At 68.1% G+C, this 22,943-nt stretch carries 18 protein-coding genes; 12 read left to right on the forward strand and 6 right to left on the reverse strand.

Features of this window, described 5'->3' with window-relative positions; genetic code table 11:
* Position 1: 1 nt before the first annotated feature.
* From ileS to ACJ8AT_RS32745, 3 genes are all read right to left on the reverse strand, one after another.
* Positions 2-3,733 carry an isoleucine--tRNA ligase gene (gene ileS, locus ACJ8AT_RS32735; protein WP_407741879.1) on the reverse strand — a complete coding sequence of 1,244 codons (3,732 nt, stop codon included), beginning with the start codon at positions 3,731-3,733 and terminating at the stop codon, positions 2-4.
* 81 nt (positions 3,734-3,814) lie between these two features.
* The gene (locus ACJ8AT_RS32740; protein ID WP_407741880.1) at positions 3,815-4,888 is read right to left on the reverse strand and encodes a hypothetical protein; all 1,074 of its coding nucleotides are present in this window, start codon (positions 4,886-4,888) and stop codon (positions 3,815-3,817) included.
* Positions 4,885-6,123 carry a zinc-binding dehydrogenase gene (locus tag ACJ8AT_RS32745; protein WP_407741881.1) on the reverse strand — a complete coding sequence of 413 codons (1,239 nt, stop codon included), beginning with the start codon at positions 6,121-6,123 and terminating at the stop codon, positions 4,885-4,887. Before ACJ8AT_RS32745 ends, ACJ8AT_RS32740 begins: the two co-directional genes overlap by 4 nt.
* 100 nt (positions 6,124-6,223) lie before the next feature.
* Here ACJ8AT_RS32745 and ruvB point away from each other — a divergent pair, with 100 nt between their 5' ends.
* The 7 genes from ruvB to ACJ8AT_RS32780 all read left to right on the forward strand — a co-directional run bounded on the left by ruvB (position 6,224) and on the right by ACJ8AT_RS32780 (position 14,048).
* Positions 6,224-7,258: a Holliday junction branch migration DNA helicase RuvB gene (ruvB, locus tag ACJ8AT_RS32750; RefSeq protein ID WP_407741882.1), complete on the forward strand. Its 1,035-nt coding sequence runs from the start codon at positions 6,224-6,226 to the stop codon at positions 7,256-7,258.
* Between the two features lie 15 nt (positions 7,259-7,273).
* On the forward strand, positions 7,274-8,758 hold the full coding sequence (locus ACJ8AT_RS32755) for a hypothetical protein (protein ID WP_407741883.1): 1,485 nt from the start codon (positions 7,274-7,276) through the stop codon (positions 8,756-8,758).
* Positions 8,759-9,200: 442 nt separating this feature from the next.
* Positions 9,201-10,145, forward strand: a complete 945-nt coding sequence (gene lpxC, locus ACJ8AT_RS32760; protein WP_407741884.1) for a UDP-3-O-acyl-N-acetylglucosamine deacetylase — start codon at positions 9,201-9,203, stop codon at positions 10,143-10,145.
* A 58-nt stretch (positions 10,146-10,203) separates the two neighbouring features.
* Positions 10,204-11,292 (forward strand): DsbA family protein, encoded by a 1,089-nt coding sequence (locus tag ACJ8AT_RS32765; RefSeq protein ID WP_407741885.1) that lies wholly within the window; start codon positions 10,204-10,206, stop codon positions 11,290-11,292.
* Between the two features lie 144 nt (positions 11,293-11,436).
* Positions 11,437-12,546 carry a DUF4388 domain-containing protein gene (locus tag ACJ8AT_RS32770; RefSeq protein WP_407741886.1) on the forward strand — a complete coding sequence of 370 codons (1,110 nt, stop codon included), beginning with the start codon at positions 11,437-11,439 and terminating at the stop codon, positions 12,544-12,546.
* Entirely contained in the window at positions 12,546-13,268 is a 723-nt protein-coding gene (gene pyrF / locus ACJ8AT_RS32775) for an orotidine-5'-phosphate decarboxylase (RefSeq protein WP_407741927.1), read from the forward strand. Before ACJ8AT_RS32770 ends, pyrF begins: the two co-directional genes overlap by 1 nt.
* A gap of 90 nt (positions 13,269-13,358) precedes the next feature.
* Positions 13,359-14,048 (forward strand): hypothetical protein, encoded by a 690-nt coding sequence (locus ACJ8AT_RS32780; RefSeq protein WP_407741887.1) that lies wholly within the window; start codon positions 13,359-13,361, stop codon positions 14,046-14,048.
* 14 nt (positions 14,049-14,062) lie between these two features.
* On the opposite strand, the gene ACJ8AT_RS32785 is transcribed toward ACJ8AT_RS32780, so the two are convergent.
* Entirely contained in the window at positions 14,063-15,661 is a 1,599-nt protein-coding gene (locus tag ACJ8AT_RS32785) for a leucyl aminopeptidase (protein ID WP_407741928.1), read from the reverse strand.
* A gap of 127 nt (positions 15,662-15,788) precedes the next feature.
* Here ACJ8AT_RS32785 and ACJ8AT_RS32790 point away from each other — a divergent pair, with 127 nt between their 5' ends.
* The 4 genes from ACJ8AT_RS32790 to ACJ8AT_RS32805 all read left to right on the forward strand — a co-directional run bounded on the left by ACJ8AT_RS32790 (position 15,789) and on the right by ACJ8AT_RS32805 (position 19,670).
* Complete coding sequence (locus tag ACJ8AT_RS32790) at positions 15,789-16,682, forward strand: hypothetical protein (protein WP_407741888.1); 894 nt, start codon at positions 15,789-15,791, stop codon at positions 16,680-16,682.
* A 148-nt stretch (positions 16,683-16,830) separates the two neighbouring features.
* Positions 16,831-17,610, forward strand: coding sequence for a sulfite exporter TauE/SafE family protein (locus ACJ8AT_RS32795; RefSeq protein ID WP_407741889.1), 780 nt, complete (start codon positions 16,831-16,833; stop codon positions 17,608-17,610).
* A gap of 56 nt (positions 17,611-17,666) precedes the next feature.
* Entirely contained in the window at positions 17,667-18,023 is a 357-nt protein-coding gene (locus ACJ8AT_RS32800; RefSeq protein ID WP_407741929.1) for a hypothetical protein, read from the forward strand.
* A gap of 306 nt (positions 18,024-18,329) precedes the next feature.
* Positions 18,330-19,670: a tyrosinase family protein gene (locus ACJ8AT_RS32805; RefSeq protein WP_407741890.1), complete on the forward strand. Its 1,341-nt coding sequence runs from the start codon at positions 18,330-18,332 to the stop codon at positions 19,668-19,670.
* Positions 19,671-19,694: 24 nt separating this feature from the next.
* On the opposite strand, the gene ACJ8AT_RS32810 is transcribed toward ACJ8AT_RS32805, so the two are convergent.
* The gene (locus tag ACJ8AT_RS32810) at positions 19,695-20,057 is read right to left on the reverse strand and encodes a hypothetical protein (RefSeq protein ID WP_407741891.1); all 363 of its coding nucleotides are present in this window, start codon (positions 20,055-20,057) and stop codon (positions 19,695-19,697) included.
* Positions 20,058-20,366: 309 nt separating this feature from the next.
* Here ACJ8AT_RS32810 and ACJ8AT_RS32815 point away from each other — a divergent pair, with 309 nt between their 5' ends.
* Complete coding sequence (locus tag ACJ8AT_RS32815) at positions 20,367-22,025, forward strand: S41 family peptidase (protein WP_407741892.1); 1,659 nt, start codon at positions 20,367-20,369, stop codon at positions 22,023-22,025.
* A 28-nt stretch (positions 22,026-22,053) separates the two neighbouring features.
* Here ACJ8AT_RS32815 and ACJ8AT_RS32820 read toward each other — a convergent pair whose 3' ends face one another.
* Complete coding sequence (locus tag ACJ8AT_RS32820; RefSeq protein WP_407741893.1) at positions 22,054-22,923, reverse strand: tetratricopeptide repeat protein; 870 nt, start codon at positions 22,921-22,923, stop codon at positions 22,054-22,056.
* Positions 22,924-22,943 lie beyond the last annotated feature (20 nt).

Raw genomic sequence — 22,943 nt, forward strand, 5'->3', positions numbered from 1 at the left:
CTCAGGCGCGCTCCACGCGGATGCGAGCAGGCAGGCCGTTGAGGTTGACCTCCTCCTCCTTGCCGGTGAGGCCCTGGGGGCCGGTGTTCAACTCGGAGGCGAGCGTCTCGCGGGAGATGAGCTCCTTGGACGCCTGGGTGACGCGGAGCACGCGAGCATCCCCATCCACCCAGACGCGGATGCGGTCGGTGTAGCCAAGCGCCATGTCCTTGCGCGCCGCCTGCACGCGGGCGAGCAGCTCGCGCACCAGGCCCTCGTCCACCAGCGCCTCGGTGAGCTCCGTGTGGAGCACCACCACGCCCACGCCCGCGCCCGCGGCGGCGTAGCCGGGATTGGCCTCGACGAGCACCTCCAGCTCCTCGGTGGGGAACACCATCCGCTCGCCGTCGATGGTGATGGCGACCATGCCCTTGAGGGCGAGCTCGCGCTGGAGGATGCGGCCATCGGCGGAGTCGAACGCCTTGCGCACGGGAGCCAGCTTGGGCCCGAGCCGGCTGCCCACCGCGCGCAGGTTCGGCCGGACCTTGTAGCGGACCACATCGGTCTCCTGGCCAGCCTCCAGGAAGTTCACCTCATGGACGTTGAGCTCGTCGGCGATCAGGTCCTTGTAGAGGGCGACGCGCTCCTTCAGCTCCGAGCGGGCGAGGATGACGTCCACGGCGGACAGCGGCTGGCGGACCTTGAGGCGGTTGTCGGTGCGGACCTTGAGGCCCAGGGAGACCAGCTCGCGCACCGCGCCCATCTCCGCGGCGAGGCCCTCGTCGATCAGGCGCGCGTCAGGCTCGGGGAAGCGGCCCAGGTGCACGCTCTCCGGCTGCGAGGCTGGCCAGGGCCGGCGCACCAGGTTGAGCCACATCTCGTCGGCGAAGAAGGGGATGAAGGGCGCGGCCATCGCGGCGATGGTGGTGAGCGCCTCGTACAGCGTGAAGTACGCGTCGAGCTTGTCCTGCTCCAGGCCCGGAGCCCAGAAGCGGTCGCGGCTGCGGCGCAGGTACCAGTTGGAGAGCGCGTCCACCAGGGCCACCAGCCGCTGTGCGGCCTCGTACACCTGATAGGCATCGAGCGATTTGGCCACATCCCGCAGGGCGAGCTGGACCTCGGAGAGGATCCACTTGTCCAACACGGTGCGAGCCTTGGGATCGCGCCAGCCCTGGCTCTTGCGGATGGCGAGCCAGGGGACCTCGGAGGAGTCCGGGTTGCCGGTGGCGGGCGAGAAGCCGTCGATGTTCGCGTAGATGGTGAAGAACGAGTAGACGTTGCGCAGCTTGACCTGGAAGTCCTTCTGCAGGAGCCGCACGTTGCTGAGCGAGTGGCGGGTGTTGGACCACGTCGGGCTGGCCGCATAGAAGAACCAGCGGAACGCGTCGGCGCCGGGAGCCTTGCTGGTGGGATCCTTGAGCACCACGCGCGAGGAAGGCGCCAGCCGAGGCACCTCCACCGGCATCACATCCGCGCCCTTCTCGGAGGGCGCCACGCCGAGCGCCTCCAGCTCCTTCTTGGCCAGCAACAGCACCCGCCGCTTGAGCTTCTTGTGGGCCTTGACGGTGACCGTGATGGCGGTGTCCGGCTTGTCGGGACGGAAGAGCTGCACCTTGGCGCCTTCCTGGATGTCCAGGCCCTCGAGATCCTCGCGAGCGATGAGCGCCTCGCCGGCCACTCCATTCACCCCCGCCGCCTTGTCATCGAGCACGGCGAAGTCCATGCGCACTTCGTCGAGGATGATCTCGGGAGGGGTGTAGTTGCCCTTGGACTTGGACTCCTTCTTGCCCTCCTTGTCGGAGACGTGGCCGAGGACGATGCAGCTCTTGTACGGCTGCGGCCAGCCGCGGGGCGGAGTGAGGCCCGCACGGCGCTGGGTCTCCTCGTCGAAGACGAGCGTGCTGATCATCAGCAGCGAGTAGAACCAGCCGCGGGTCTGGTCGATGGCCTCGGAGATGAAGTCAGCGGGGAAGGCGTGGCCGAACTTCTCGTGCGAGCCCGGGGCGTGAGGAAAGCCCCACTGCGCGAAGGGCATGCACCCCGAGTCGAACCACACATCGATGACCTCGGGGACGCGGGTGAAGCGGCCGGGGGTGCCGGGCTTCTCGTAGGTGATCTTGTCGACCCAGGGCTTGTGGACGATGAGGTGCTCGGCGGAGGTGGCGCCGGGCTTCTGGGCGAGGAAGGCCTGGAGCTCGGCCTCGACGGCGGCGAGGTTGCTGCCGGGCTTGTCGCGCAGGGCCTGGAGCGAGGGCACGGCCTCGACTTCACCGGTCTCCGAGTGGATCCACAGGGGCAGGGGAGTGCCCCAGTAGCGCTCGCGAGACAGGGCCCAGTCGACGTTGTTGGCGAGGAAGTCGCCGAAGCGGCCTTCCTTGATGTGCTCGGGGACCCAGTTGACGGCGCGGTTGTTGGCGATGGCCTGGTCCTTCACCGAGGTGGTGCGGATGTACCAGGCGGGGCGAGCGAACTGGATGAGCGGATCATCATCGGCGCGCCAGCAGAAGGGGTACTCGTGGCGGTACTGCTCCACGAGCACGAGCGTGCCGCGCTCCTTGAGGGTGCGAGTGATGTCCTTGTCGGCGTCCTTGACGAACTTGCCGGTGAGCCCGGGGAACTCCTCGGAGAAGGTGCCATCGGGGCGGATGGCGCAGAACATCTCGAGGGCTTCGGGCTTGGTGAAGCGGGTGCGCTCGCGGCGGAAGGCGTCGTAGTCGTCCTCGCCGAAGGCGGGCGCGATGTGGACGATGCCGGTGCCGCTGGTGAGGGTGACGAAGTCCGCGCCGATCACGCGCCACGCGGGCGAGTCCGAGCCGCCGTCCTTGAGGGGCAGCTCGGTGGAGCCCGCGCGCTGGAAGTAGACGTCGAAGGGAGGGAAGTAGCGGCGGCCGACGAGCTGGCTGCCCTTCTGGGTCTCGAGGATGGGCAGGTCCTTCTTGAGCTTCTTGGCGAGCTCGTCGCGAAGAGCGGCGGCGATGATGAGCTTGCGATCGCCCGCGTCGACGGTGACGTAGTCCACCGAGGGGTTGACGGCGGCGAACATGTTGGACGGGAGGGTCCAGGGCGTGGTGGTCCAGATGAGGAGCGCGGTGTCGGGCGAGCCCCTCAAGGGGAAGGCGACATAGGCGCTGGGATCATCGACGGTGCGGTAGCCCATGCCGACTTCGCCGGAGCTGAGCGCGGTGCCGCCCTGGGGCCACCACCAGACGATCTTGTGGCCCTGGTAGAGCAGGCCTTTGCGGAACAGCTCGGAGAGGGCCCACCAGACGCTCTCGACGTAGCTGCGGTGATAGGTGACGTAGGCGTCCTTGAGGTCGACCCAGAAGCCGATGCGCTCGGTGAGGCGCTCCCACTCGTTGGTGTAGCGGAAGACGGACTCGATGCAGCGCTGGGTGAAGGGCTCGACGCCGTAGCGTTCGATCTCGGCCTTGCCGTGGATGCGGAGCTCCTTCTCCACTTCCACTTCGACGGGGAGGCCGTGGGTGTCCCAGCCGGCTTTGCGAGGGACGCGGAAGCCGCGCATGGTCTTGTAGCGGGGGAACAGGTCCTTGATGACACGAGTGAGGACGTGCCCGTTGTGAGGCAGACCGTTGGCGGTGGGAGGGCCCTCGTAGAAGACAAAGACGGGGGCAGTGTCCCGGCCTTGGAGGGTCTGCTCGAAGATTTTCCGCTCCTTCCAGAAGGCGAGGATGCGGCGCTCGTCGGCAGGGAAGTCGATCTCGTTGGGGACCGTGGCGAAGAGGGGCTGAGCCATGACCCCGGACAGATAGCATCCAGGCGGCCCGGAATGGGGGTTTGTGTGAGCCCCCCAGGCCATTTCGGCCACCGAAGGACTCTATGCGGCGCGGCGGGCTGCGGTGTACGGGCGCACGTCTCCGAAGTTCGGCGCGGGCAGCACCACCGTGGGTGACAGGCCCGGAGCCAGGATGGATGCCGTCAGCACGGAGGACGGGTGGATGTTCACATACGCCCCATCGATTGAAGACGATCCCGCGAACAGCTTCTCCACCACCATCGACGAATACTGCTCCAGCGAGTGCTCGCGCGTGTTGCCGTTGAGCACCACCTCCAACCCCATCTGCTCGGCGAAGCTCCGCACGCCCAGGATGCCCGACTGCAGCGGTGTGTAGCTCTCCGTCGCTATCCCGTTCTCGCTCACCACGAACACCTCGCGGTCCGTCGCCACCGCCAGCGACATGTTCCCCAGCGTGTGCCCCGGCGTGGACAGGATCGCCACTCCCGGCCCCAGCCACACATCCCCGTCCAGCAGCACCACCCGGTCCTCGGGCACTCCCGCCGTGCCGTTCGGCACGTACCAGACCGCCTGCATCGGGTGCAGGCTCTTCACTCCCTCCCACTCGGCCCGCTGCACCAGCAGCTTCGCCCTCGGGAAGTACGCCGACGCCCCATCCCCTCCCAGCCAGCCGCGCACGTCCTGGATGTGCAGGTGATCGAACGCGATGTAGTCCACGTCCTCCGGCGTCAGCCCCAGCGCCGCCAGGTGGCTCTGCACCGTCCCATGCCGCGTGGACATCACATTGTCCGAGATGAAGTCGCCGTAGCGCTCGCGCAGGCTCCGGTAGAAGGGCGCCGCGTACCCGCGCTCGTAGTCGCTCGGGTTGAACAGCAGCGTGCGCCGCTCCCCATCCTCCAGGAACTGCACCACCTGCATCCGGTTCTTGATCATCGCGTACGGCGCCGGAGACATCGCCGCCCCGCTGAACGCGAACTGCGTGGGGTACGGGAACGTGATCAGATCGCACGTGGCTACCGCGGCCACCTGCCCGCCGGCCACGAAGGACTCTCGCGCCTCGAGCGCCGAGCGGCGCAGCTGCTGCAGGCGGAGGCCAGGCACTCGCTCGGCACGGGCCTGGGCGAGGGAGGGAAGGGCTCGGAAGTTCGAAGTCATGCGGTCACCGTCAGATCAAAGGCCGTCTTCACGGACTGGTAGTGCGCTCGCGCCAGGTTTGCCTCGATGGCCTCTCGGTACCTCGAGAGCGGGAAGGTGTGGGTGACGAGCACGGAGGGATCTGGACCCTCCCGGCGAGCAAGCAACTCCAATACCAGATCGAACGTGTGCTTGCGCTCGCCTCGGAAGCTTTCGGGTCCATACACATACGAACCGCGCAGCGTCAGTTCATTACGCCACACCGTGGTCCAGTCCACCCGCTCCAGGATGCCTGCCGCCCCCACCAGCACCACCCGCCCCAGCGCCCGCGTGTAGCGCAGCGAGTCCTGCACGGACGCCGCGCTGCCGATGCAGTCGATCGTCACCTCGAAGCCCCCCGTCAGCGCGGGCGGTCCAATCACCGGCTTGTAGAGCCGAGCCCCCGTCAGCCGCGCCACCTCCTGGGCCTCCGTGGCGTCATCTCGCACCCGGAAGGCCTCGTCCGCGCCGAGCTGCCGGGCGAGCTTCAGCTGGTACTCCTCCGTCGCCAGCAGCGTCACGTGGCTGCGGTGCCCCAGCGCTCGGATGGCCCACAGCGCCGCGAAGGCCACCGGCCCACCGCCAATCACCAGCACGTGGTCCTCATCCCGCAGCCCCGCCTTGAGCACGGCGTGCAGGCTCACCGACAGTGGCTCCACCAGCACTCCCGCCTTGTTCGACACCCCCTGCGGCACCGCGTAGAGCTGGGATGGGTGGGCCACCATCTCCGTGCCCATCCCCCCCGGTAGCTCCTTCTGGTAGCCGAGCATCTGCCCAGCCGCCAGGCAGCCATCCGCCGTCCGCTCGCACCCGTTCTCCTGGCCCGCCGCGCACGGCTTGCACGGCGGCTGGATGCCTCGCAGCCGGCACGGCAGCAGCGGGTTCACCGCCACGCGCTGTCCCACCTCCACTCCGCGTGTATCGGGGCCCAGCGCCGTCACCTCGGCGAGGATCTCGTGCCCCAGCACCGCCGGGAAGCTATTGAAGGGCTCCAACTGCGGACTGGCCTTGAAGAAGAAGGTCGACATGTCCGAGCCGCACAGGCCCGCCAGCAGCGGCTTGAGGCGCACCCACTCGGGGCCCGGCGGGGTGGGCGAGGGCAGCTCGCGCAGGGACAGGCAGCTGCCCGCGCCATAGTGCACCTTCGGATACAGCCCCCCAATGCTCTTGGCGAGCACGTACTTGGGGATGGACAGATCGAAGACGAGACCCTTCACGTCGTGCGCTCCCTGGCCAACCAGCCGGTATGGCGCGCGAGTCTAGCGCCAGGAGATGGCCGGAAACACGCGCGCCGTTCTTGCTAGGGTGAACACCGAAATGGCTACGAAGCGGAAGTCCGAGACGTTGTCCGAAGAGGCGCTGGGGGAGGACGTCCGCCTGGAGGCCTCGCTGAGGCCTCGCACCTTCGACGAGTACGTGGGGCAGGACGCCGTCGTCGAGAAGCTCAAGGTCTACGTGCGCGCGTCCGGCAACCGCAAGGATGCGCTCGATCACTGTCTGTTCTCAGGGCCACCGGGCCTGGGCAAGACGTCGCTGGCCCACATCATCGCCGCGGAGCTCGGCGTGGGCATCCACGTCACCAGCGGCCCCGCGCTCGAGCGCAAGGGCGATCTGGCCGGGCTGCTCACCAACCTCAACGAGCGAGACGTCCTCTTCATCGACGAGATCCACCGCCTCAACGCCGCCGTCGAGGAGTACCTCTACCCGGCCATGGAGGACTTCCGGCTGGACATCACCATCGACACCGGCCCCGCCGCCCGGGCGATGAAGATCGATCTGCCGCCCTTCACCCTCATCGGCGCCACCACCCGCACGGGCCTGCTCACTTCGCCGCTGAGGGACCGGTTCCAGATCCAGGAGCGGCTCGAGTACTACGAGCCCAAGCACCTGGAGCTCATCCTCAACCGCTCGGCGCGCATCCTCGGCATTCCGCTGGACCGCGACGCCAGCAAGGAGATCTCCACCCGCTCGCGAGGCACGCCCCGCATCGCCAACCGGCTGCTGCGCCGGCTGCGCGACTTCGCCCAGGTCGAGGGCGAGGGCCGCATCACCCTGGAGCTGGCTCGAAGCTCGCTGGACCGGCTCGGCGTGGATGCCAGCGGCCTGGACGCCATGGACCGGAAGATCCTGCTGACCATCATCGACAAGTTCGGCGGCGGCCCGGTGGGCGTGGAGACCATCGCCGCCAGTGTGGGCGAGCAGCGCGACACCATCGAGGACGTGTACGAGCCCTTCCTGCTCCAAGAAGGCTTCCTCCAGCGGACGCCTCGGGGCCGGATGGCCACCCACCGCGCCTACGGCTATTTCAAGAAGACGCCCCCGCCAGCTTCACCCCAGGGCAGCCTCTTCTGATAGGAATCCGTTCCGATGAGCCAGGCACGCGCGAAGGAGCCCACCCAGACGACGCCCCACGTCGCCCGGGACTTCTACGCGGACCTGATGCGCGCCACGCAGTCCTCCCGGAGCGCCGCCCTCGCCGAGCGCGAGCGCTGGCTGCGCGGCGTCAGCATCGAGGGCCGCGAGGAGCAGCTCTTCGAGTTCGAGCTGCTCCTGCGCGGCGTGGAGCGCTACTTCAACCTCCACAACGTGGTGGTGAACACCCAGGATCGCCCGCTCGTCACCCGGGACTTCCACGAGGAGCTCGAGGACGTCCGCGACGCCATCCACCGCGCCATTCGCATCGCCCGCCGGCTGCTGGATCCGGACTCGGACTCCAAGCGCGTGTTCCGCAAGTACGTGGAGACGCAGCTCACCGATGACCGGGTCCGCCGCGCCTTCATCGAGCAGGAGCTTGATCAGGAGACGCCCCAGGAGAGCCTCTTCGTCCTGCGCGAGGCCTTCGAGTCCCTGCGCAACCTGATCGATCACCTGCTCAAGCTGCCCGTGTGCGGCCTGGCCCTCTTCACTGACGTGGGCAACCTGGCCCTGCGGGAGATCGTCCTCAACCGCTACTTCCGCCCCTTCCGGCCGCTGGAGTTCCGCATCGAGTACGATCGCATCCGCTCGGTGCGCATCCTCGACTTGCTCGCCGGCCAGCCGCACGAGCTCCGCGCTCCCTTCACCACCGCCTTCCTCGCCCTGTTCCGCCTGCTGCGCTACCTCTCCTATGTGGGCCAGGAGGGCGAGGACTCCACGCCCCGGCGTGCGCGTGTGGTGCTCGCCCTGGTGCGCAGCGAGGCCGTGAGCCTGGTGGGCTTCTTCCGCGATGAGCTGGCGACCCAGGTGGGGCCGAAGCGACTCAAGGCCGCCAGCCTTCGGGCCGCGCGGGACATCGCCAAGGAGACCAACCGTATCGCCCGGGAGATCCTGGCGGAGGACGCCCCGGACGCCTCCATGAAGGCCGCCATCGCCTTCACCGCGCTGTTCCGCTCCCAGGTGGTGGCGCTCGTGGAGGCGCTCGAGCCCGCGAGCACCTCCTCGGACGCTTCCTTCCAGAAGCTCGTGGCCCCCGAGGCCATGGCTCAGCGCCTGCGCAAGGATCTCTGGGTCTTCGGCCAGCTGTGCCGCACCACCGAGCAGGCCCTGCGCTCGGAGGATGGGGCGGCCGCGGAGAGCGCTCTGTCCGCCCTCAAGTCCTACCTGGGCTACTTCCAGGACGTGAGCTACCAGCTGCTGCGCTATTCGGATTACGAAACCTTCGATCGCTTCGCCGCGCTCCTCGTGGAGCTGCCCTGGCCGCCCGAAGGCCCCAGCATCCGTCACCGGCTCGCCGAGGACTTGCGCCAGTTCACCCCGACGCTGGAGAGCACCTTCTCCTCGGTCAGCCGCCGCGTGCTCCTCCAGGGCCGCACCTTTGATCGCAAGGAAGCCGAGGCCCTGCGGGACCGCTTCCTGGCCCCTACCGGCCGCTGATCTCCCACACGGCACGGGCCCGCCCAATCCCACACGCCCCTATGATCCGAGGTGCGTTTGCGTCCTGGCGCTCTCTTGCGCTATGGACCCGACGCGTTGCGCCACGGCCTGGGTGTTCAACAGGCCACAGGTTCGTGGTACCTCAGTGATGGATCTCGGACATCAATGTCACGGTGGAGGGGAAGGGACCCAGTCAGTTGAGGGGGGGAGGCCCAAGCCAGCGCGCGGGCCTCACGCCAGCACGGAAAAAAGGCCAGTTGTTTCAATGGCCTACGAGAGTCCCCAGCGCCGTCGGCCAAGGCCTGGGGGACCGCTCAAGTGGCACGCGGTTTGCTCTCAAACAGGCGGCGCATCAGCGCCAGAAGTGAACATCCGGGCCTGCTCCGGAGAGCCCGAGCGGCGAGACCGGCCGCACCGACGCAGTGAGAGAGGCGACACCGCAATGCCTTTGTTCCCCGACAACCAGCGCACCATCTCCGAGCCCGTCTCCTGCAAGGGCCTAGGGCTCCACTCGGGCGTTACGGTGAACCTCACGCTGTGGCCGGCCCCGGCCAATCACGGCATCGTCTTCGTCCGCACGGACACCGCGGGCCAGGTGGCCATCCCGGCTCGCTCCGAGTTCGTGGTGGACACCTCGCTGGCCACCACCCTGGGCAAGGATGGGGTGAAGGTGGGCACGGTGGAGCACCTGCTGTCGGCGCTGGCGGGGCTGGGCATCGACAACGTGCGCGTGGAGCTGGATGGCCCCGAGGTGCCCGTCATGGACGGCAGCGCCGAGCACTTCGTGCAGATGGTGACGAGCGTGGGCGTGCGCGAGCTGGAGGAGCGGCGCAGCTACCTGGTCATCAAGAAGCCCATCACCGTGACGGAGGGGGACAAGGAGGCCACGCTGGCCCCCGCCCGCCGCTTCCGGGTGAGCTGCTCCATCGACTTCAAGCACCCGCTCATCTCCATCCAGTCCTATGAGCTCGAGCTGAGCGAGCGCTGCTTCTCGGGGGAGATCTCCCGGGCGCGCACCTTTGGCTTCCTTCGGGACGTGGAGATGATGAAGAAGCTGGGGCTGGCGCGCGGCGGCTCGCTGGACAACGCCATCGTCGTGGACGAGTCCTCCATCCTCAACCCCGAGGGGCTGCGCTTCCAGGACGAGTTCGTCCGCCACAAGATCCTCGACGCCATCGGGGACGTGTCCCTGTTCGGCCGCCCGGTGGTGGGCCACCTGAAGGTCTTCAAGACGGGGCACGCGCTCAACCACAAGCTGGTGCAGAAGGTGCTGGCGGATCCGAGCTGCTACGAGGTGGTGCAGGGCCGGCCGGTGGACGCGGAGCGGGCAGAGGTGCGCTTGCCCGAGCTGGCGAGCGGGCTGGACCTGGAGCCGCTGGTCGCCTGAACCGAACTTTCTTTTGCGAGGCACAGGACACCTCGGATAAGACGCCGGACCCATGTCCATGCGCCCTTCCCGTTTTGTCCTTGCCGCGCTCCTGGCGGCCTCTTTCGCCGCCGGCTGCAACAAGCAGACGTCTCCCGCGGCCTCTCCTACCACCGCGAGCACCAATGCCGCCGGCGCTCAGTGTGATCTGCCCTCGGATCAGGTCGTCGGCACCTTCAAGCTGGACGGCGCCGAGCAGAAGGTCACCTACGGGGAGCTCACCGCGCGCATTGGCGCGCCCCTGGCGGACCTCGAGAAGAAGAAGCAGGAGCTGCTCAAGCGCGGGCTCGACGGCTACGTGATCGAGAAGCTGGTGCAGGCCGAGGCCAAGAAGCGCGGCATGGCCAACGAGGACGCGCTCCTCAAGGCCGAGGTCGAGGAGAAGGTCGCCCCGCCGAGCGATGCGGAGATCCAGAAGGTCTTCGACCAGGCCAAGGCGGGCGGCCAGCTCCCGGCCGAGGTGACGCTGGAGCAGGTGAAGCCCCAGATTGTCAACATGCTGGGAGAGCAGGCCAAGCGTGACAAGGCGCAGGCCTTCTTCGCCGACCTGAAGTCCAAGGCGGACGTGCAGAACATGCTGCCCGAGAAGCGCACCCAGGTGGAGGCCACCGGCCCGTCCAAGGGCCCGGAGGGCGCTCCGGTCACCATCGTGGAGTTCAGCGACTTCCAGTGCCCGTTCTGCGGCAAGGCGCGCACCACGGTGGACGAGGTGGTGAAGAGCTACGGCGACAAGGTGCGCCTGGTGTTCCGCCACTTCCCCCTGAGCTTCCACGAGAACGCCCCCAAGGCCGCCGAGGCCGCCGCCTGCGCCCAGGATCAGGGCAAGTTCTGGGAGATGCACGACAAGCTCTTCTCCAACCAGCAGGCCCTCAAGGTGGACGATCTGAAGAAGTACGCCGCGGACCTGGGCCTGGACGCCGCCCGCTTCAACGAGTGCCTGGACTCCGGCAAGAAGGCCGAGCAGATCAAGAAGGATCAGGCCGCGGGTGAGAAGGCGGGGGTCAGCGGCACCCCAGCCTTCTTCATCAACGGGGTGGCCCTGTCGGGCGCGGTACCCGCTGACGATTTCAAGGCCATCATCGACTCCGAGTTGAAGAAGAAGAAGTAGACTGGGCGCGTGGCACATTCTCCACGTCCTAAGGCCATTCCCCGCATCACCGGCGAGACGGCATCTCTCGAACTCGAGCGACCGATCGCCACCGGCATTTCGCCGAACCGTCCCTTCGCGGCGCACTTCCATGCGCCCGAGGGGATGGTGCTCCTCCGTGAACCCCCGGGTTTAATCGGCTTCTTCGCCGGCAACCTGGGCTCGCTCTTCATGGAGGACGTCTTCTCCTACGTCCTGTCCGGCATCCGCAGCGGCCAGCTCATCGTCCAGCACGGGACGCTGCGCCGCACGGTGTCGTTCCGGGACGGGCAGGTGGTGTTCGTCACCTCCTCCGAGAAATATGAGCGCCTGGGGGCCGCCCTGGTGCAGCTGGGGCTGCTCACCCCGGACCAGCTCACCAAGGCTGTCGGCAAGGTGAAGCCCACGCGGCGCATCGGCCAGGTGCTCACCGAGGAGGGCATGGTCTCCGAGGCCAACCTCTACAACGCCATGACGTTCCTGGTGCGCGAGGTGGTGCTGAACCTCTTCGAGATGATGGAGGGCAGCTTCATCTTCATGGAGGCTCCGCCGCCGCTGGGGGACATCGTCAAGCTCCCCGAGCGCACCAAGGAGCTGGTCATCCAGGGCATCAAGCGCGGTGAGGCCACCAACCGGCTGCGCCGCCACTTCCCGGACGAGCTGCGGCTGGTGGCCGGCGCCGGAGGCTTCCCTCCCGGAGAGGAGGCGCTGGCCACCAAGGCGAAGCAGGGCGTGACGGTGAAGGATCTGCGCGCCGCCTATGAAGGCAGCCTCCACTCCTTCTTCACGTGGGTGGAGGAGCGCGTGCGCGGGGGCTCGCTCGTCGTCGAGCCCGCGGCGGCGCCTCCCAAGAAGTCCCAGCCTCCGGCGGAGGTCCTCGCCTCGGAGATCACCAGCCCCGAGGAGCGCTACAACCTGCTGCTCGCGCTGGTGTACCGCGCCGTGGTGGAGGTGGGGAAGGACGTGAGCATGTTCCACAGCTTCCTCAAGTCGCCTCCTCAGGGGCTGGAGGAGGCGTACGCCAGCGTGCTGATCGACAAGGAAGGGCGCGTGGACGTGGAGCAGATCCGCCGCAACGTGGCGAGCGGAGACGAGGCGCTGACTCGCGCGCTCACGCTGGAGGCGCTCGATGCGTTCGTCTCCTACGCGCTCTTCTCCGCGCAGAACGTGCTGCCAAACTACCTGGCCGAGCAGCTCTTCCTCACCTACCGCGCCCTCCAGGAGGGGCTGACGTGATCACGGCCTCCGCTGCGCGCGAGCGGCTCGCGCTCGCAGCGGATCTGCCGCTGGAGCAGGGGCTCTCCCTGTACTCGCGCGTGGCTCCGCACATGGGCTACGCCAAGGTGGGGCTCTCTCTCTTCGTCGAGCATGGCCCGGCGGCGGTGGTGGCCTTCCAGAAGCTGGGCGCGAAGGTGTTCCTCGATCTGAAGCTGCACGACATTCCCAACACGGTGGAGCTGGCCGCCGCGCGCGCCGGGGCGCTCGGGGTGGCGCTGCTCACCGTCCACGCCGCCGGGGGCGAGGCCATGCTGAAGGCCGCGGTGCGCGGGGCTCGCGAGGGAGCCAAGGCCCAGGGACATGCCGCGCCGCGCGTGCTCGCGGTGACGGTGTTGACCTCGCTGTCCGCCGAGGATGTGGCGGCGGTGGGACTCACCGGCACTCCAGAGGCGGCGGCCCAGCGGCTGGCGCGGCTCGCCGTCGGCTCGGGAGTGGATGGCCTGGTGTGCTCTCCGCGCGAGGCGGAGGGCTTCCGCCGCTTGCTCGGCCCCTCGCCCTTGCTGTGCACGCCGGGCATCCGGCCCGCGGGTGCGGAGAAGGGAGATCAGGCCCGCGCCGAGACTCCGGCCTTCGCGATCCGGGCGGGTGCGGATCTGCTCGTGATCGGCCGCCCCGTGCATACGGCCGCGGATCCGCTCGCCGCGGCCCGCGCGATCGCCGAGGAAGTTTCCGCCGCCTGACAGAGCGCCGCCTCCTACGCCAGCCCCACTGGTCACACACAGCCTGCGTGCCCACTTTCGCGATCACGCGGTTGGGGTGGGGGTGGGCATATGGGTCGGTTGGGGGTGCTGGGTTGGGGCGCGGTGTTGCTGTGCACGGCGTGTGGGGCCTCGCGGTCCGCGGTGGTGAAGACACCTCGGGCGGACTCGAAGGCGCAGCTCTCGCGGGCGGCTCCCGGAGAGGAACATCACTCCTCGGCACGCCGCTACGTGGATGAGGATCTGGGCTTCGAGATCGTCCGGCCCACCGCGGAGTGGCAGCTCGACGAGACGGAGGAGCAGAACTCTCCCGAGGGGCTGGCCATCCCCATTGTCCTCAAGCACCGCACGAGCGGCGCCCAGGTGGTGCTGCAGGTGGCACCGGCGGTGGCCACGCCCATTCAGTTCGCCGAGCGGCTGAACGCGGGCCTGCGCGAGCAGCCGGGCTTCGTCGCCTCGGATCCGCAGCCCATCGCGCTGTCCGACAACGCCGTGGGCTTCGACTTCCAGGTGGGAGACGGCGTGCGCGGCCGCGTGGCGGTGACGGAGGGCAGTCCGGGCCGGGTCTTCATGATGCTCGCGACCTGGCCCGCGGGGGCCCCGGAGGACGTCTCGCGCAGCGTGGAGGCCCTCTTTGGGTCGGTGCATCCGCTGCCCGAGCTCACCGCGGCGCGACCGGCTCCCAAGCCGCAACCCGTTCCCAGGGAGGAAGACTCGGGACAGGGCGGGTCAGGCCGCGCTCCCATCCCGATCGATCTGTAAGCGCGAGCGGTGGCTCAGGCTCGGGCCGGCTTGCCCCGGGCCTTGCCCTTGGCGGGCTTGACGGGCGCGGCGGGCGCTTCGGCCTGCGCGCTCTCGGGTGAGGTGGCCCGGAGCCGCACGAGCTCGACGAGCGTGCGCACGCCGACGCCCGTGGCGCCCTTGTTGAAGTAGCCGCGCTCCTTGGGGCTGATGGAGGGGCCGGCGATGTCCAGGTGCACCCACGGCGTGTCGCCCACGAACTCCTTGAGGAAGAGGGCCGCGTTGATGGCGCCGCCCCAGCGCTCGCCGGCGTTCTTCATGTCCGCCACCTCCGAGCGCAGCGAGTCCTTCTGCAGCTCCGTGACGGGCATGCGCCAGAACTCCTCGCCGGCCGTCTTCGCCGCCGTGAGCACCTGCTCCACCGTGGCGTCGTGGTCACCGAACGCGCCCACGATGTAGTTGCCCAGGGCGATCACACAGGCCCCCGTCAGCGTGGCCAGATCGACGATGGCCGCCGGCTTGTGCTCGACGGCCCAGGCGAGGATGTCGCCCAGCACCAGGCGGCCCTCGGCGTCCGTGTTGGTGATCTCCACCGTCTTGCCCAGGCGCGAGGTGAGGATGTCTCCCGGCCGGTACGCGGTGCCCGAGGGCATGTTCTCGCACGCGCCGATGAAGGCGTGCACGGGGAAGGGCGGCTTGAGCTCGCCAATCACCCGCATGGCGGCCAGCACCGCCGCCGAGCCGGCCATGTCCGTCTTCATCTCCACCATCGAGTCGGCGGGCTTGAGCGACAGGCCGCCCGAGTCGAAGGTGATGGCCTTGCCCACCAGCGCCAGCGGCGCGCGCCTGGCGTCCTTCGGGTTCTTCGGGACGTAGGCCAGGTGGATCAGCCGGGGCTCGTGGGCGCTGCCCTGGGCCACACCCAGGAACATGCCCATCCTGAGGCCTTCGATCTCGCGGCGGCCGCCGATGGTGGCCTTGAGGCCCGAGTCCTTCGCCACTTCCTGTGCGGCCTGGGCCAGACGGTTCGGATCCACCACGTTGGCCGGCTCGTTGACGAGATCCCTCGCCCAGTTGGTGGCCTCGGCCACGCGGCGGCCCAGCTCCACCGCCTCCTGGAGCTCCGCGCTCTTGCTCGAGCCTTCCGGCAGCACCAGCCGCACGGTGCCCAGCCCCGGCGCCTTCTTCTCCTCCTTGCCGCCGGTCTTGTAGCGGTCGAACTTGTAGACGCCCAGCAGCAGCCCCTCGGCGATGGCGCGTACCACCACGTCCGCGGGCGCCGTGTCCGGCACGATGAAGGTGAGCTCGGTCAGCTTGAGCTTCTGGGCGGTCTTCGCGGCGCGACCGGCGGCGAGGCGCAGCACCTCGGGGGTGAACTTCGCGCGAGCGCCGAGGCCCAGCAGCAGCACGCGCTCGGCTGGCAGCTTGCCCAGTGTGTGCATCATCAGCGTCTGGTCGGCCTTGCCCTTGAAGCCTTCCTGGGTAGCGGCAGCGCACAGCTTGCCTTCCAAGCCCTTGTCGGCGGCCGCCAGTGCAGCGGGCGCGGTGTCCCCGAGATCGCTCTCGAGCAAGGGGATGACGAGCATGGCGCTGTCTGTCCGCACGGCCTCCGCCGGGACGAAGCTGAAGTTCATGGTGAGGATGGACTCCTGGGGGGTAGGCAAAACGGCGCGGACTGTAATCCCACCCTTGTTGGACGCAAAGCGTCGGCTTCACGTGAACGTTGCAATGACGCAGAGCGCTGGGTAGCTCTTAACGCGTATGCCCACGCTGCTGCTGCACCTGACCGCCATCGAGCAGCTCGCCGCCCACCCGGGCGACCTGCCGCCGGATATTTCACGGGCGCTGACCGAGGATCTCCCGTACGCGCGCTTCGGAGCAGCCCTGCCGGATCTGCCGCTGTGCGAGGGCTTGCGCGGGGGGCTCGCCGCGTTGCTGCCCGAGCGGGAGCTACCGACGTTCGTGCGGCTGTACCACGAGCGCGCGCCCGTGGGGCTGGGGCTGAAGATGGGGGAGTTGGTGGCCACCGGCGCGCTGGTGGGCACCGAGGCGGGGTTGGCGCTGCTGGCCGGCTACTTCACGCACCTGTGCCTGGATCGACGGCTGCACCCGGAGGTGGATCGGCTGGTGGCCCTGCATCGGCGCAAGGAGGAGACGGCGCTGGACGCGCACCGGCAGATCGAGTGGGCGCAGACGCTCTTCTACCTGCGGGAGCTGCACGGCCTGGAGACGCTGGGCACCGCGCGGATACGCGAGCGGTTCCAGGTGACCAAGAGCACCGGCTTTCCGTACCGGGGCATTGGCCGAGGCATCTACGAGCTCGTCCGGCTCTCCTCGCAGGAGCGGGTGGGGCAGGCCCCCACGAAGGCGCAAGTGGACGGGTGGGTGAGGGGGCTCTACCTGATGGGGATGGTGCTCTCCAGCCCGCTGGGGCGGACGCGAGCGCTGCCCGCCTACTCGCAGCTCAGCTTCCACGAGCTGTACCGCCACGATGGCTTCGACTTCGCCGCCGAGGTGGACGCCGCGCTGGAGCAGACCCGTGGCATCCTCCGCCGCCTGTTGATCTACATGGCTCGGGGCACGTTCACCCCGCGTACGCGCGCTCGTTTTCTCGAGGAGTTTCCCGAGGGGACGATTGGCGCCTACGCCGCGTGATCAACAGGCTGCGTTGCCCGGTTCCTGACGTTCCCGCTGGCCTCGAGTCTCATGCGTGAGTTCGAGGCCAGCGGCCGACCAGCCGAGCAAGGGAGGTAGGGGGGAATGCCGCTATCCGAAGCAGGATCGCGCCCCTATCCTCGGGGCAATGACGGTTTTTCTCCTCATCGCCGCGGGTGGTCTTGCGGGCCTGGCGGGCGCACTGCTCGGCATCGGCGGAGGAGTGGTGCTGGTGCCGCTGCTGGTGTTCGGTTTCCACCTTCCGCTGGAGGAGGCGGTGCCGGCGAGCCTGATGTGCGTGGTGGCCAGCTCGTGTGCGTCCGCGGCCAGCTACGTGGACAACCGCCTGAGCGACATCCGCCTGGGGCTCTCGCTGGAGCTGGCCACGGTGACGGGCGCCATTGCCGGAGGGTTGCTGGCGGCCTACTTGGCTCCGGCCATGGTGGCGGTGGTGTTCGGGTTGTTCACCTTCTACGTCGCTCTGCAGATCCTCCTGGTGCGCTCGCCGGCGCAGGAGCCGGTGACCGCCGAGTACACGCCGGTGAACTACCCGCTGGGGATCTCGGGCTCGTTCGTGGCGGGGGGGCTGTCGGCGCTGCTGGGCGTGGGCGGCGGGCCGCTGAAGGTGCCGCTGATGAGCTACGGGATGCGGGTGCCCTTCAAGGTGGCCAGCGCCACGAGCAACCTGATGATCGGCGTGACGGGGGCCGCGAGCGTGGCGTCCTATGCCTGGCGCGGGCAGGTGAAGCTGGCGCTGGTGTCTCCGCTGATCGTGGGAGTGCTGGCCGGGGCGTACTTTGGCAGCCGGCTGATGCCGCGCGTGCCCACGGCGGTGCTCAAGAAGCTGTTCGCGATCGTGCTGCTCGTGGTGGCGGCGCAGATGTTCTGGAAGGGAGGGGAAGGACTGTGGCCGAGCGTGTGGAAGTGAGCGAGGCCGCGGCACCGACGCCTCCGCCTGCAGAGGCGGTGGCCAAGGCGAACGCGGTGGTGGCTGAGACGGAAGCGCCAAAGGCAGCACCCGCCCGAGCCCCCGCGCGGGTGGGGCGCTCGGTGGCGGGAGAGCGGTGGATTGCTCGCATCCTTCGAGGCGGCGCGGTGATCAGCGGAGGGATGTTCCTGGCGTCGCTGGGGCTGGAGGCGCTGCCGCAGTCGCAGACGGTGCAAGTGGCCATCGACACCCTGCGCAAGGGCGCGGCGTCGCTGCTGCTGGTGACGCCGGTGGCGCGGTTGGTGGTGGCCGGCGCCATGCTCGGGCTGCGCGGCGAGTGGCGCTATACCCTGTACGCCGCGGGCGTGCTCGGCCTGCTGGCGCTCGCGGTGGGCGCCGGCATCAGCGCCTGAGCAAGCGGTGGTCGCGGCGGTGAGCTGCCAATCATAGAGCTCCTGTTCGTTGTCTGTTGCCACACATCTGACGGGTGTGTGGCGCTGGCTGGCTGTCTTGGCACTGGCCAAGGCGGCGAGATCGTGGCCTTCAATGGCAACAGATCCAACGAGGGGGGACAATCGATGGGCAGCATTTCACGTCGTTCTGTTCTGAAAGCGGCGGGTGTGGCTGGGGTGGGGCTCGGCCTGGCTCCAGGTTTCACCAAGGCTTTCGCTGCGGCTCCGGCCATCCGATACAACGCGGCGTCGCCCAAGGGTAAGGCGATGCTGGCTACCTACGCCAAGGCTGTCGCCGCCATGAAGGCGAAGCCCGATGGCGATCCCTTGTCGTGGACCTTCCAGTGGTACACCCACTTCGTGAATGGCCCGCAGGACATGACGGGGAAGAGCAACGAGATCAATCGCATCTATGGCACCCAGCCCAGTGACAACAGGAGCCTGGCAGAGGCGGCGTGGAGCACGTGCCAGTCCCATCTCGGGCAACTTGAGGACAACTTCCTGCCCTGGCATCGGATGTATGTCTATTACTTCGAACAGATCATCCGCCAGGTCTCGGGCGATCCCACGTTCACGCTGCCCTACTGGGACTACACCGATCCGAGACAGCAAGCGGTTCCACCTGAGTTCCGCATGCCGGATGATCCTGTCTTCAAGTCGCTCTTCCAGGAGAGCCGGACGCTCTCTCCCGCGGGGAATGTGAACAGCGGGGCCGCGATCACGGCCGCCAATGACGCGCCCGCGGCAGCCCTCAACCTCCTGGCGATGAGGGCGAGATCCTACAGCGGGGACACCGGCTTCTGCTCCCTGCTCGACTCTTCGCCGCACGGTCTGGTCCACGTCTTCACGGGCACGGACACGAACATGGGGGCTGTCCCTACCGCGGCAGGGGACCCGGTGTTCTGGATCCACCACTCCAACATCGACCGGATCTGGGCAAGCTGGAATGCGGCGGGGCGCGAGAACCCGACGGACCCGAACTGGCTGTCGAGCTCGTTCACGTTCGCGGGACCGGACGGCAAGTCTGTGCAGCCGGTGATCAAGGACTTTCTGGATACCGCTGCCCTCGGCTACACGTACGACGCCCTCCTCAAGCCCCCGGCGCCTACGTTCCGGCTCAACACCGCGGCTGGCACCCAGGCGCCGAGCACGCTCTTCGCGGCCCGAGGCGGGCCCCTGGGGAGGTCGCCGCTTCGGGTCAAGCTCGAACGCTCGGCTCCGGTTGGGGGGGCCACGTCGGTGCCCAGCTTGAAGACCGCGGCTGGCTCGCGGCAGATGTTCCTCAAGCTCATGCTGAGCGCCACCGCCCAGCCCAACATGATCTTCAACGTCTACCTGGGGATGCCACCGGAGAAGGAGGGCACGCCTCAGAGCAGCGCCTACTACGTGGGGACCATCGGGTTCTTCGATGTCATCCCGCATGCCGGGCATGGAGGTGGAGCGCCCACGCAGAAGGTGCGCTACCTCGACATCACCGAACAGCTCGCCTCCCTCAAGAAGCAGGGCCTGCTACGCGACGAGCCTCCCAGCATCACGTTCCTTCCCTCGGATGAGCCCGCGGTGAACTCCAATCCGGCGGTGGGTGACATGGCGCTGTTGGTTCGCTGAACGGGCGCATGGCCCCTCGCTCGGTCATGGGTTTTCACCCACGAGCAGGATGCGCGCGATCGTCGGCGCGGCGTCACTGGCGGGGGGCCGCGTGGGGAGGAGGGTGACAGTCATCGGGCTGATGGCCCGGCCCCCGCGCAACAGCCGCTGAAGGGGCGCTTCCATGGGCATGGCGATGGACTTGGGGGAGCGTGCTTCCGCCGTGACTCCAAAGAAGGAGAGCGTCCCGACGTAGGAGGGAGAGTCCGCCCGCGGTTCAGCATGGGGCGGCAGGTTCAGGAAGACGTTGTAGACAACCCCGAGCGGGCGCTTGACGCGCAGGTCCTCGAACTTGAGGAACATGTTCCCCTCAGCGGAGCTGCGCCCCGGCTTTTCCAACTCCTTCATGCGTGCCGTCGGCTCCAGGGTCACGGTCACGGCTTGGGAGCCCAGGGAGATCAGTCCTCGGGCCGCCGGGCTCGCCGCATAGGTCACCGGTTGCTCCGCTGCCAGAGTGCTACGGCCCATGATGAATAGCGCCACGAATACCAGGAGCGCTCCAAGAAGCTTCCATGTCTTTCTCATCTGGTCATGGGCCCTCGGCAGCCTCTTCCCTGGCTGCTCCCAGGAAGCTAGGGCCTGAGTTCAGACTCGTACAGGGCGCCCAACCCGCGAGCCAGTAGCCAGGGGGGGCCAAGGTAGGCTGATCCATCGGCCATGAGCCCTCCAAACGATGCTCCGGTAGACAGTACGAAGCTGCTGCTGTCTTCCGTTCGCGAGCGCCCCATCTTCGAGTCCCGGGACGAGAAGCTGCTCATGGCCACCCAGCTGGAGGTGACGCTGGACAGGTTCTACGTCCACCTGCCCTTGAAGGAGAGCATGCTGGGGGTGAGGCTCGCGCAGCAGGCCCGGCTGCTCCGGGCGAACGTGGACTTCTATCCGGATGATCTCTCGTTCATGGCGGCTGTGATTCAGCTGTCCACAGGCATCCGCGATCCTCATACCCGGATGGTGCTGCCGGAGCCCTGGTCTGCCCTGCGCGCGTATCTGCCCTTCCTGATCGAGGAGTACTTCGATGACGCGGGGAAGCCGCGCTACATCGTGACGAAGCTTCCCCCGGCAATGGATCTGGGCGAGGACTTCGTACCCGGTGTGGAGGTGACGCACTGGAATGGCGAGCCGATGCACTCCCGGATCCAGCGCTTGGGCAGATCCATGTCGGGGGCCAATTACGCGGCGCGGTTCCGGGCGGCGCTTCAAGCCCTGACCACCCGGACACTGGCGTACGATCTTCCTCCGGAAGAGGACTTCGTGATGCTGTCGTACCTCGGCAAGAAGGGGCCCGCCGTGCTGACGCATCCCTGGCTCGTCACCGACAGCCTCATCCCGTTCGAGCTGCAACCCGAGCCGCAGTCCAGGAGCGCGACGGCGCTGGGCATGAACGCGCAAGCCATGCAGGTGCAGCGGTTGAAGAAGATGTTGTTCGTGCCGGATCGCCTGCGGCGGGAGCTGGAGATTGCGGCGGGCCGCGAGCATGAAGCGGACTCCGCGGAAACCCTCATCGGTGGGACCGCCGCGGACGAGACCGTGTTTCCCGAGAGCCTGTCCTTCCGCGTCGCGGAGACACAGAGCGGCAAGTTCGGGTATCTGCGCATCTGGAACTTCATGGTCGGCGATGAGGTGGAGGCCTTCGTCATGGAGGCCGAGCGGATCATCCGGCTCCTGCCTCGGAATGGCCTCATCATCGACGTGCGCGGAAACCCCGGCGGGGTCGTCATGGCGGGGGAGCGGCTCCTCCAGTTCTTCAGCCCCAACCGCATCGAGCCGGAGCCGGTCTCGCTTCGGTGTACCGAGTTCGTCCGGCTCCTCGCCGAGCGGTACGACTGGCTCGAACCGTGGAGGAGGTCACTCAACCTGGGAGTCGTGACAGGAGAGTTGTTCTCCCAGGGCATTCCATTGACCTCGGTGGACGAGGCGAACAGCGTTGGCCGGATCTACACGGGGCCGGTGGTCCTCATCTGCGATGCGGAGAGCTACAGCGCCTGCGATTTCTTCGTCGCGGGGTTCAAGGATCACGGCCTCGGGAAGATCATCGGCACGGACAGGCAGACCGGTGCGGGTGGCGCGAACGTCTGGAACCACGAGCTGCTGGTGGAGGCCGGAATCGAGGGCAGCGGCTTGAAGTACCTGGCACGCGGGGCCTCCATGAATGTGGCGATGCGAAGGTCCACGCGCGTGGGGGCGATGCGCGGAATTCCCGTGGAGGGGCTGGGCGTGGAGGTGGATGTCCACCATCGATACACCCGCGATGACATCCTCCATCAAAACGTCGATCTCTTGAATCGCGCGGGCCAGTTGATCGCCTCTGGCGCGTAGAAGCGCTCGTCAGGGGCGCCCCCCGGGTTCACGCCCCGCTCGCGGTGAAGTGCGCCAGCACCTTTCGCACCTTCTCGGCCTCTTCGGCCCGGCCCTGCTCCTCGTACAGCGGCAGCACGGCCTCGAACTGAGCCTTCGCCGCTGGCAGATCCTTCTGCTGGTAGCAGGCGATTCCCAAGTCCCACCGGGCCCGGGCCTCGAAGACGTGATCATGGAGCTGCGCGTACAGCTCCACCGCCTGGAGCAGGTGCGGCCTCGCGCCCTCGTGGTTTCCGAGCAGCCCCTCCGCCTCGCCGAGCAGCAACTGGCAGAGCGCCAGCGGCTCCGGCTCGTGGCCCTTCTCCAGCAGCGTGAGGGCCTCCAGGAAGCGCTCGCGGGCGCGCTTGTAGTCCCCGGCCTCCATGCGGATGTCGCCAATGTCCATCAGCAGCGCGGCCACCCGCTCCGTGTTGCGCGTCTGCCGGAAGAGGATGAGCGCCTCCTGGTACTTCTCCTCGGCGCCCTCGGTGTGCCCGAGCGCTCGCAGGCTCTCGCCGATGCAGGCCCGGCACAGCGCCTCGCCCTCCTTGTCCTTCGCCTCGTTGTAGAGGGCCGCGGCCTGGGCGATGCGCTCGATGGCGCCCTTGTGGTCATCGAACTGGGCGCGCGCCACGCCCAGCCCGTACAGCGCCTGGGCCTGGCCCGTCTTGTGGTGCGCCGTCTTGAACAGGCCCAGCGCCTCCTCGTAGTGCTTGCGGCTCGCGGCGTGATCCTCGAGCAACCCATGGAGCTCGGCGAGCTGGATCAAGCCCTGGCCAACCTCCACCGGGCTGCCGGTGAAGCGCAGGGCGGCCAGCGCGTCGCGCTGCTTCTGGAGGGCCGCTTCGATATGGGTGCGTTCGGTGTCCGTCAGGCTCATCGGCGAATGGTTCTCAACGG

This window comes from Hyalangium sp., assembly GCF_045802625.1.
Classification (GTDB): Bacteria; Myxococcota; Myxococcia; order Myxococcales; family Myxococcaceae; genus Hyalangium.

Excerpts from the sequence above, each read along its gene's own strand:
- ileS (WP_407741879.1), bottom strand. The coding sequence starts at position 3,733 with ATGGCTCAGCCCCTCTTCGCCACGGTCCCCAACGAGATCGACTTCCCT.
- ACJ8AT_RS32740 (WP_407741880.1), bottom strand. The coding sequence starts at position 4,888 with ATGACTTCGAACTTCCGAGCCCTTCCCTCCCTCGCCCAGGCCCGTGCC.
- ruvB (WP_407741882.1), top strand. The coding sequence starts at position 6,224 with ATGGCTACGAAGCGGAAGTCCGAGACGTTGTCCGAAGAGGCGCTGGGG.
- ACJ8AT_RS32755 (WP_407741883.1), top strand. The coding sequence starts at position 7,274 with ATGAGCCAGGCACGCGCGAAGGAGCCCACCCAGACGACGCCCCACGTC.
- lpxC (WP_407741884.1), top strand. The coding sequence starts at position 9,201 with ATGCCTTTGTTCCCCGACAACCAGCGCACCATCTCCGAGCCCGTCTCC.
- ACJ8AT_RS32765 (WP_407741885.1), top strand. The coding sequence starts at position 10,204 with ATGCGCCCTTCCCGTTTTGTCCTTGCCGCGCTCCTGGCGGCCTCTTTC.
- ACJ8AT_RS32770 (WP_407741886.1), top strand. The coding sequence starts at position 11,437 with ATGGTGCTCCTCCGTGAACCCCCGGGTTTAATCGGCTTCTTCGCCGGC.
- ACJ8AT_RS32780 (WP_407741887.1), top strand. The coding sequence starts at position 13,359 with ATGGGTCGGTTGGGGGTGCTGGGTTGGGGCGCGGTGTTGCTGTGCACG.
- ACJ8AT_RS32785 (WP_407741928.1), bottom strand. The coding sequence starts at position 15,661 with ATGAACTTCAGCTTCGTCCCGGCGGAGGCCGTGCGGACAGACAGCGCC.
- ACJ8AT_RS32790 (WP_407741888.1), top strand. The coding sequence starts at position 15,789 with ATGCCCACGCTGCTGCTGCACCTGACCGCCATCGAGCAGCTCGCCGCC.
- ACJ8AT_RS32795 (WP_407741889.1), top strand. The coding sequence starts at position 16,831 with ATGACGGTTTTTCTCCTCATCGCCGCGGGTGGTCTTGCGGGCCTGGCG.
- ACJ8AT_RS32805 (WP_407741890.1), top strand. The coding sequence starts at position 18,330 with ATGCTGGCTACCTACGCCAAGGCTGTCGCCGCCATGAAGGCGAAGCCC.
- ACJ8AT_RS32810 (WP_407741891.1), bottom strand. The coding sequence starts at position 20,057 with ATGAAGGAGTTGGAAAAGCCGGGGCGCAGCTCCGCTGAGGGGAACATG.
- ACJ8AT_RS32815 (WP_407741892.1), top strand. The coding sequence starts at position 20,367 with ATGAGCCCTCCAAACGATGCTCCGGTAGACAGTACGAAGCTGCTGCTG.
- ACJ8AT_RS32820 (WP_407741893.1), bottom strand. The coding sequence starts at position 22,923 with ATGAGCCTGACGGACACCGAACGCACCCATATCGAAGCGGCCCTCCAG.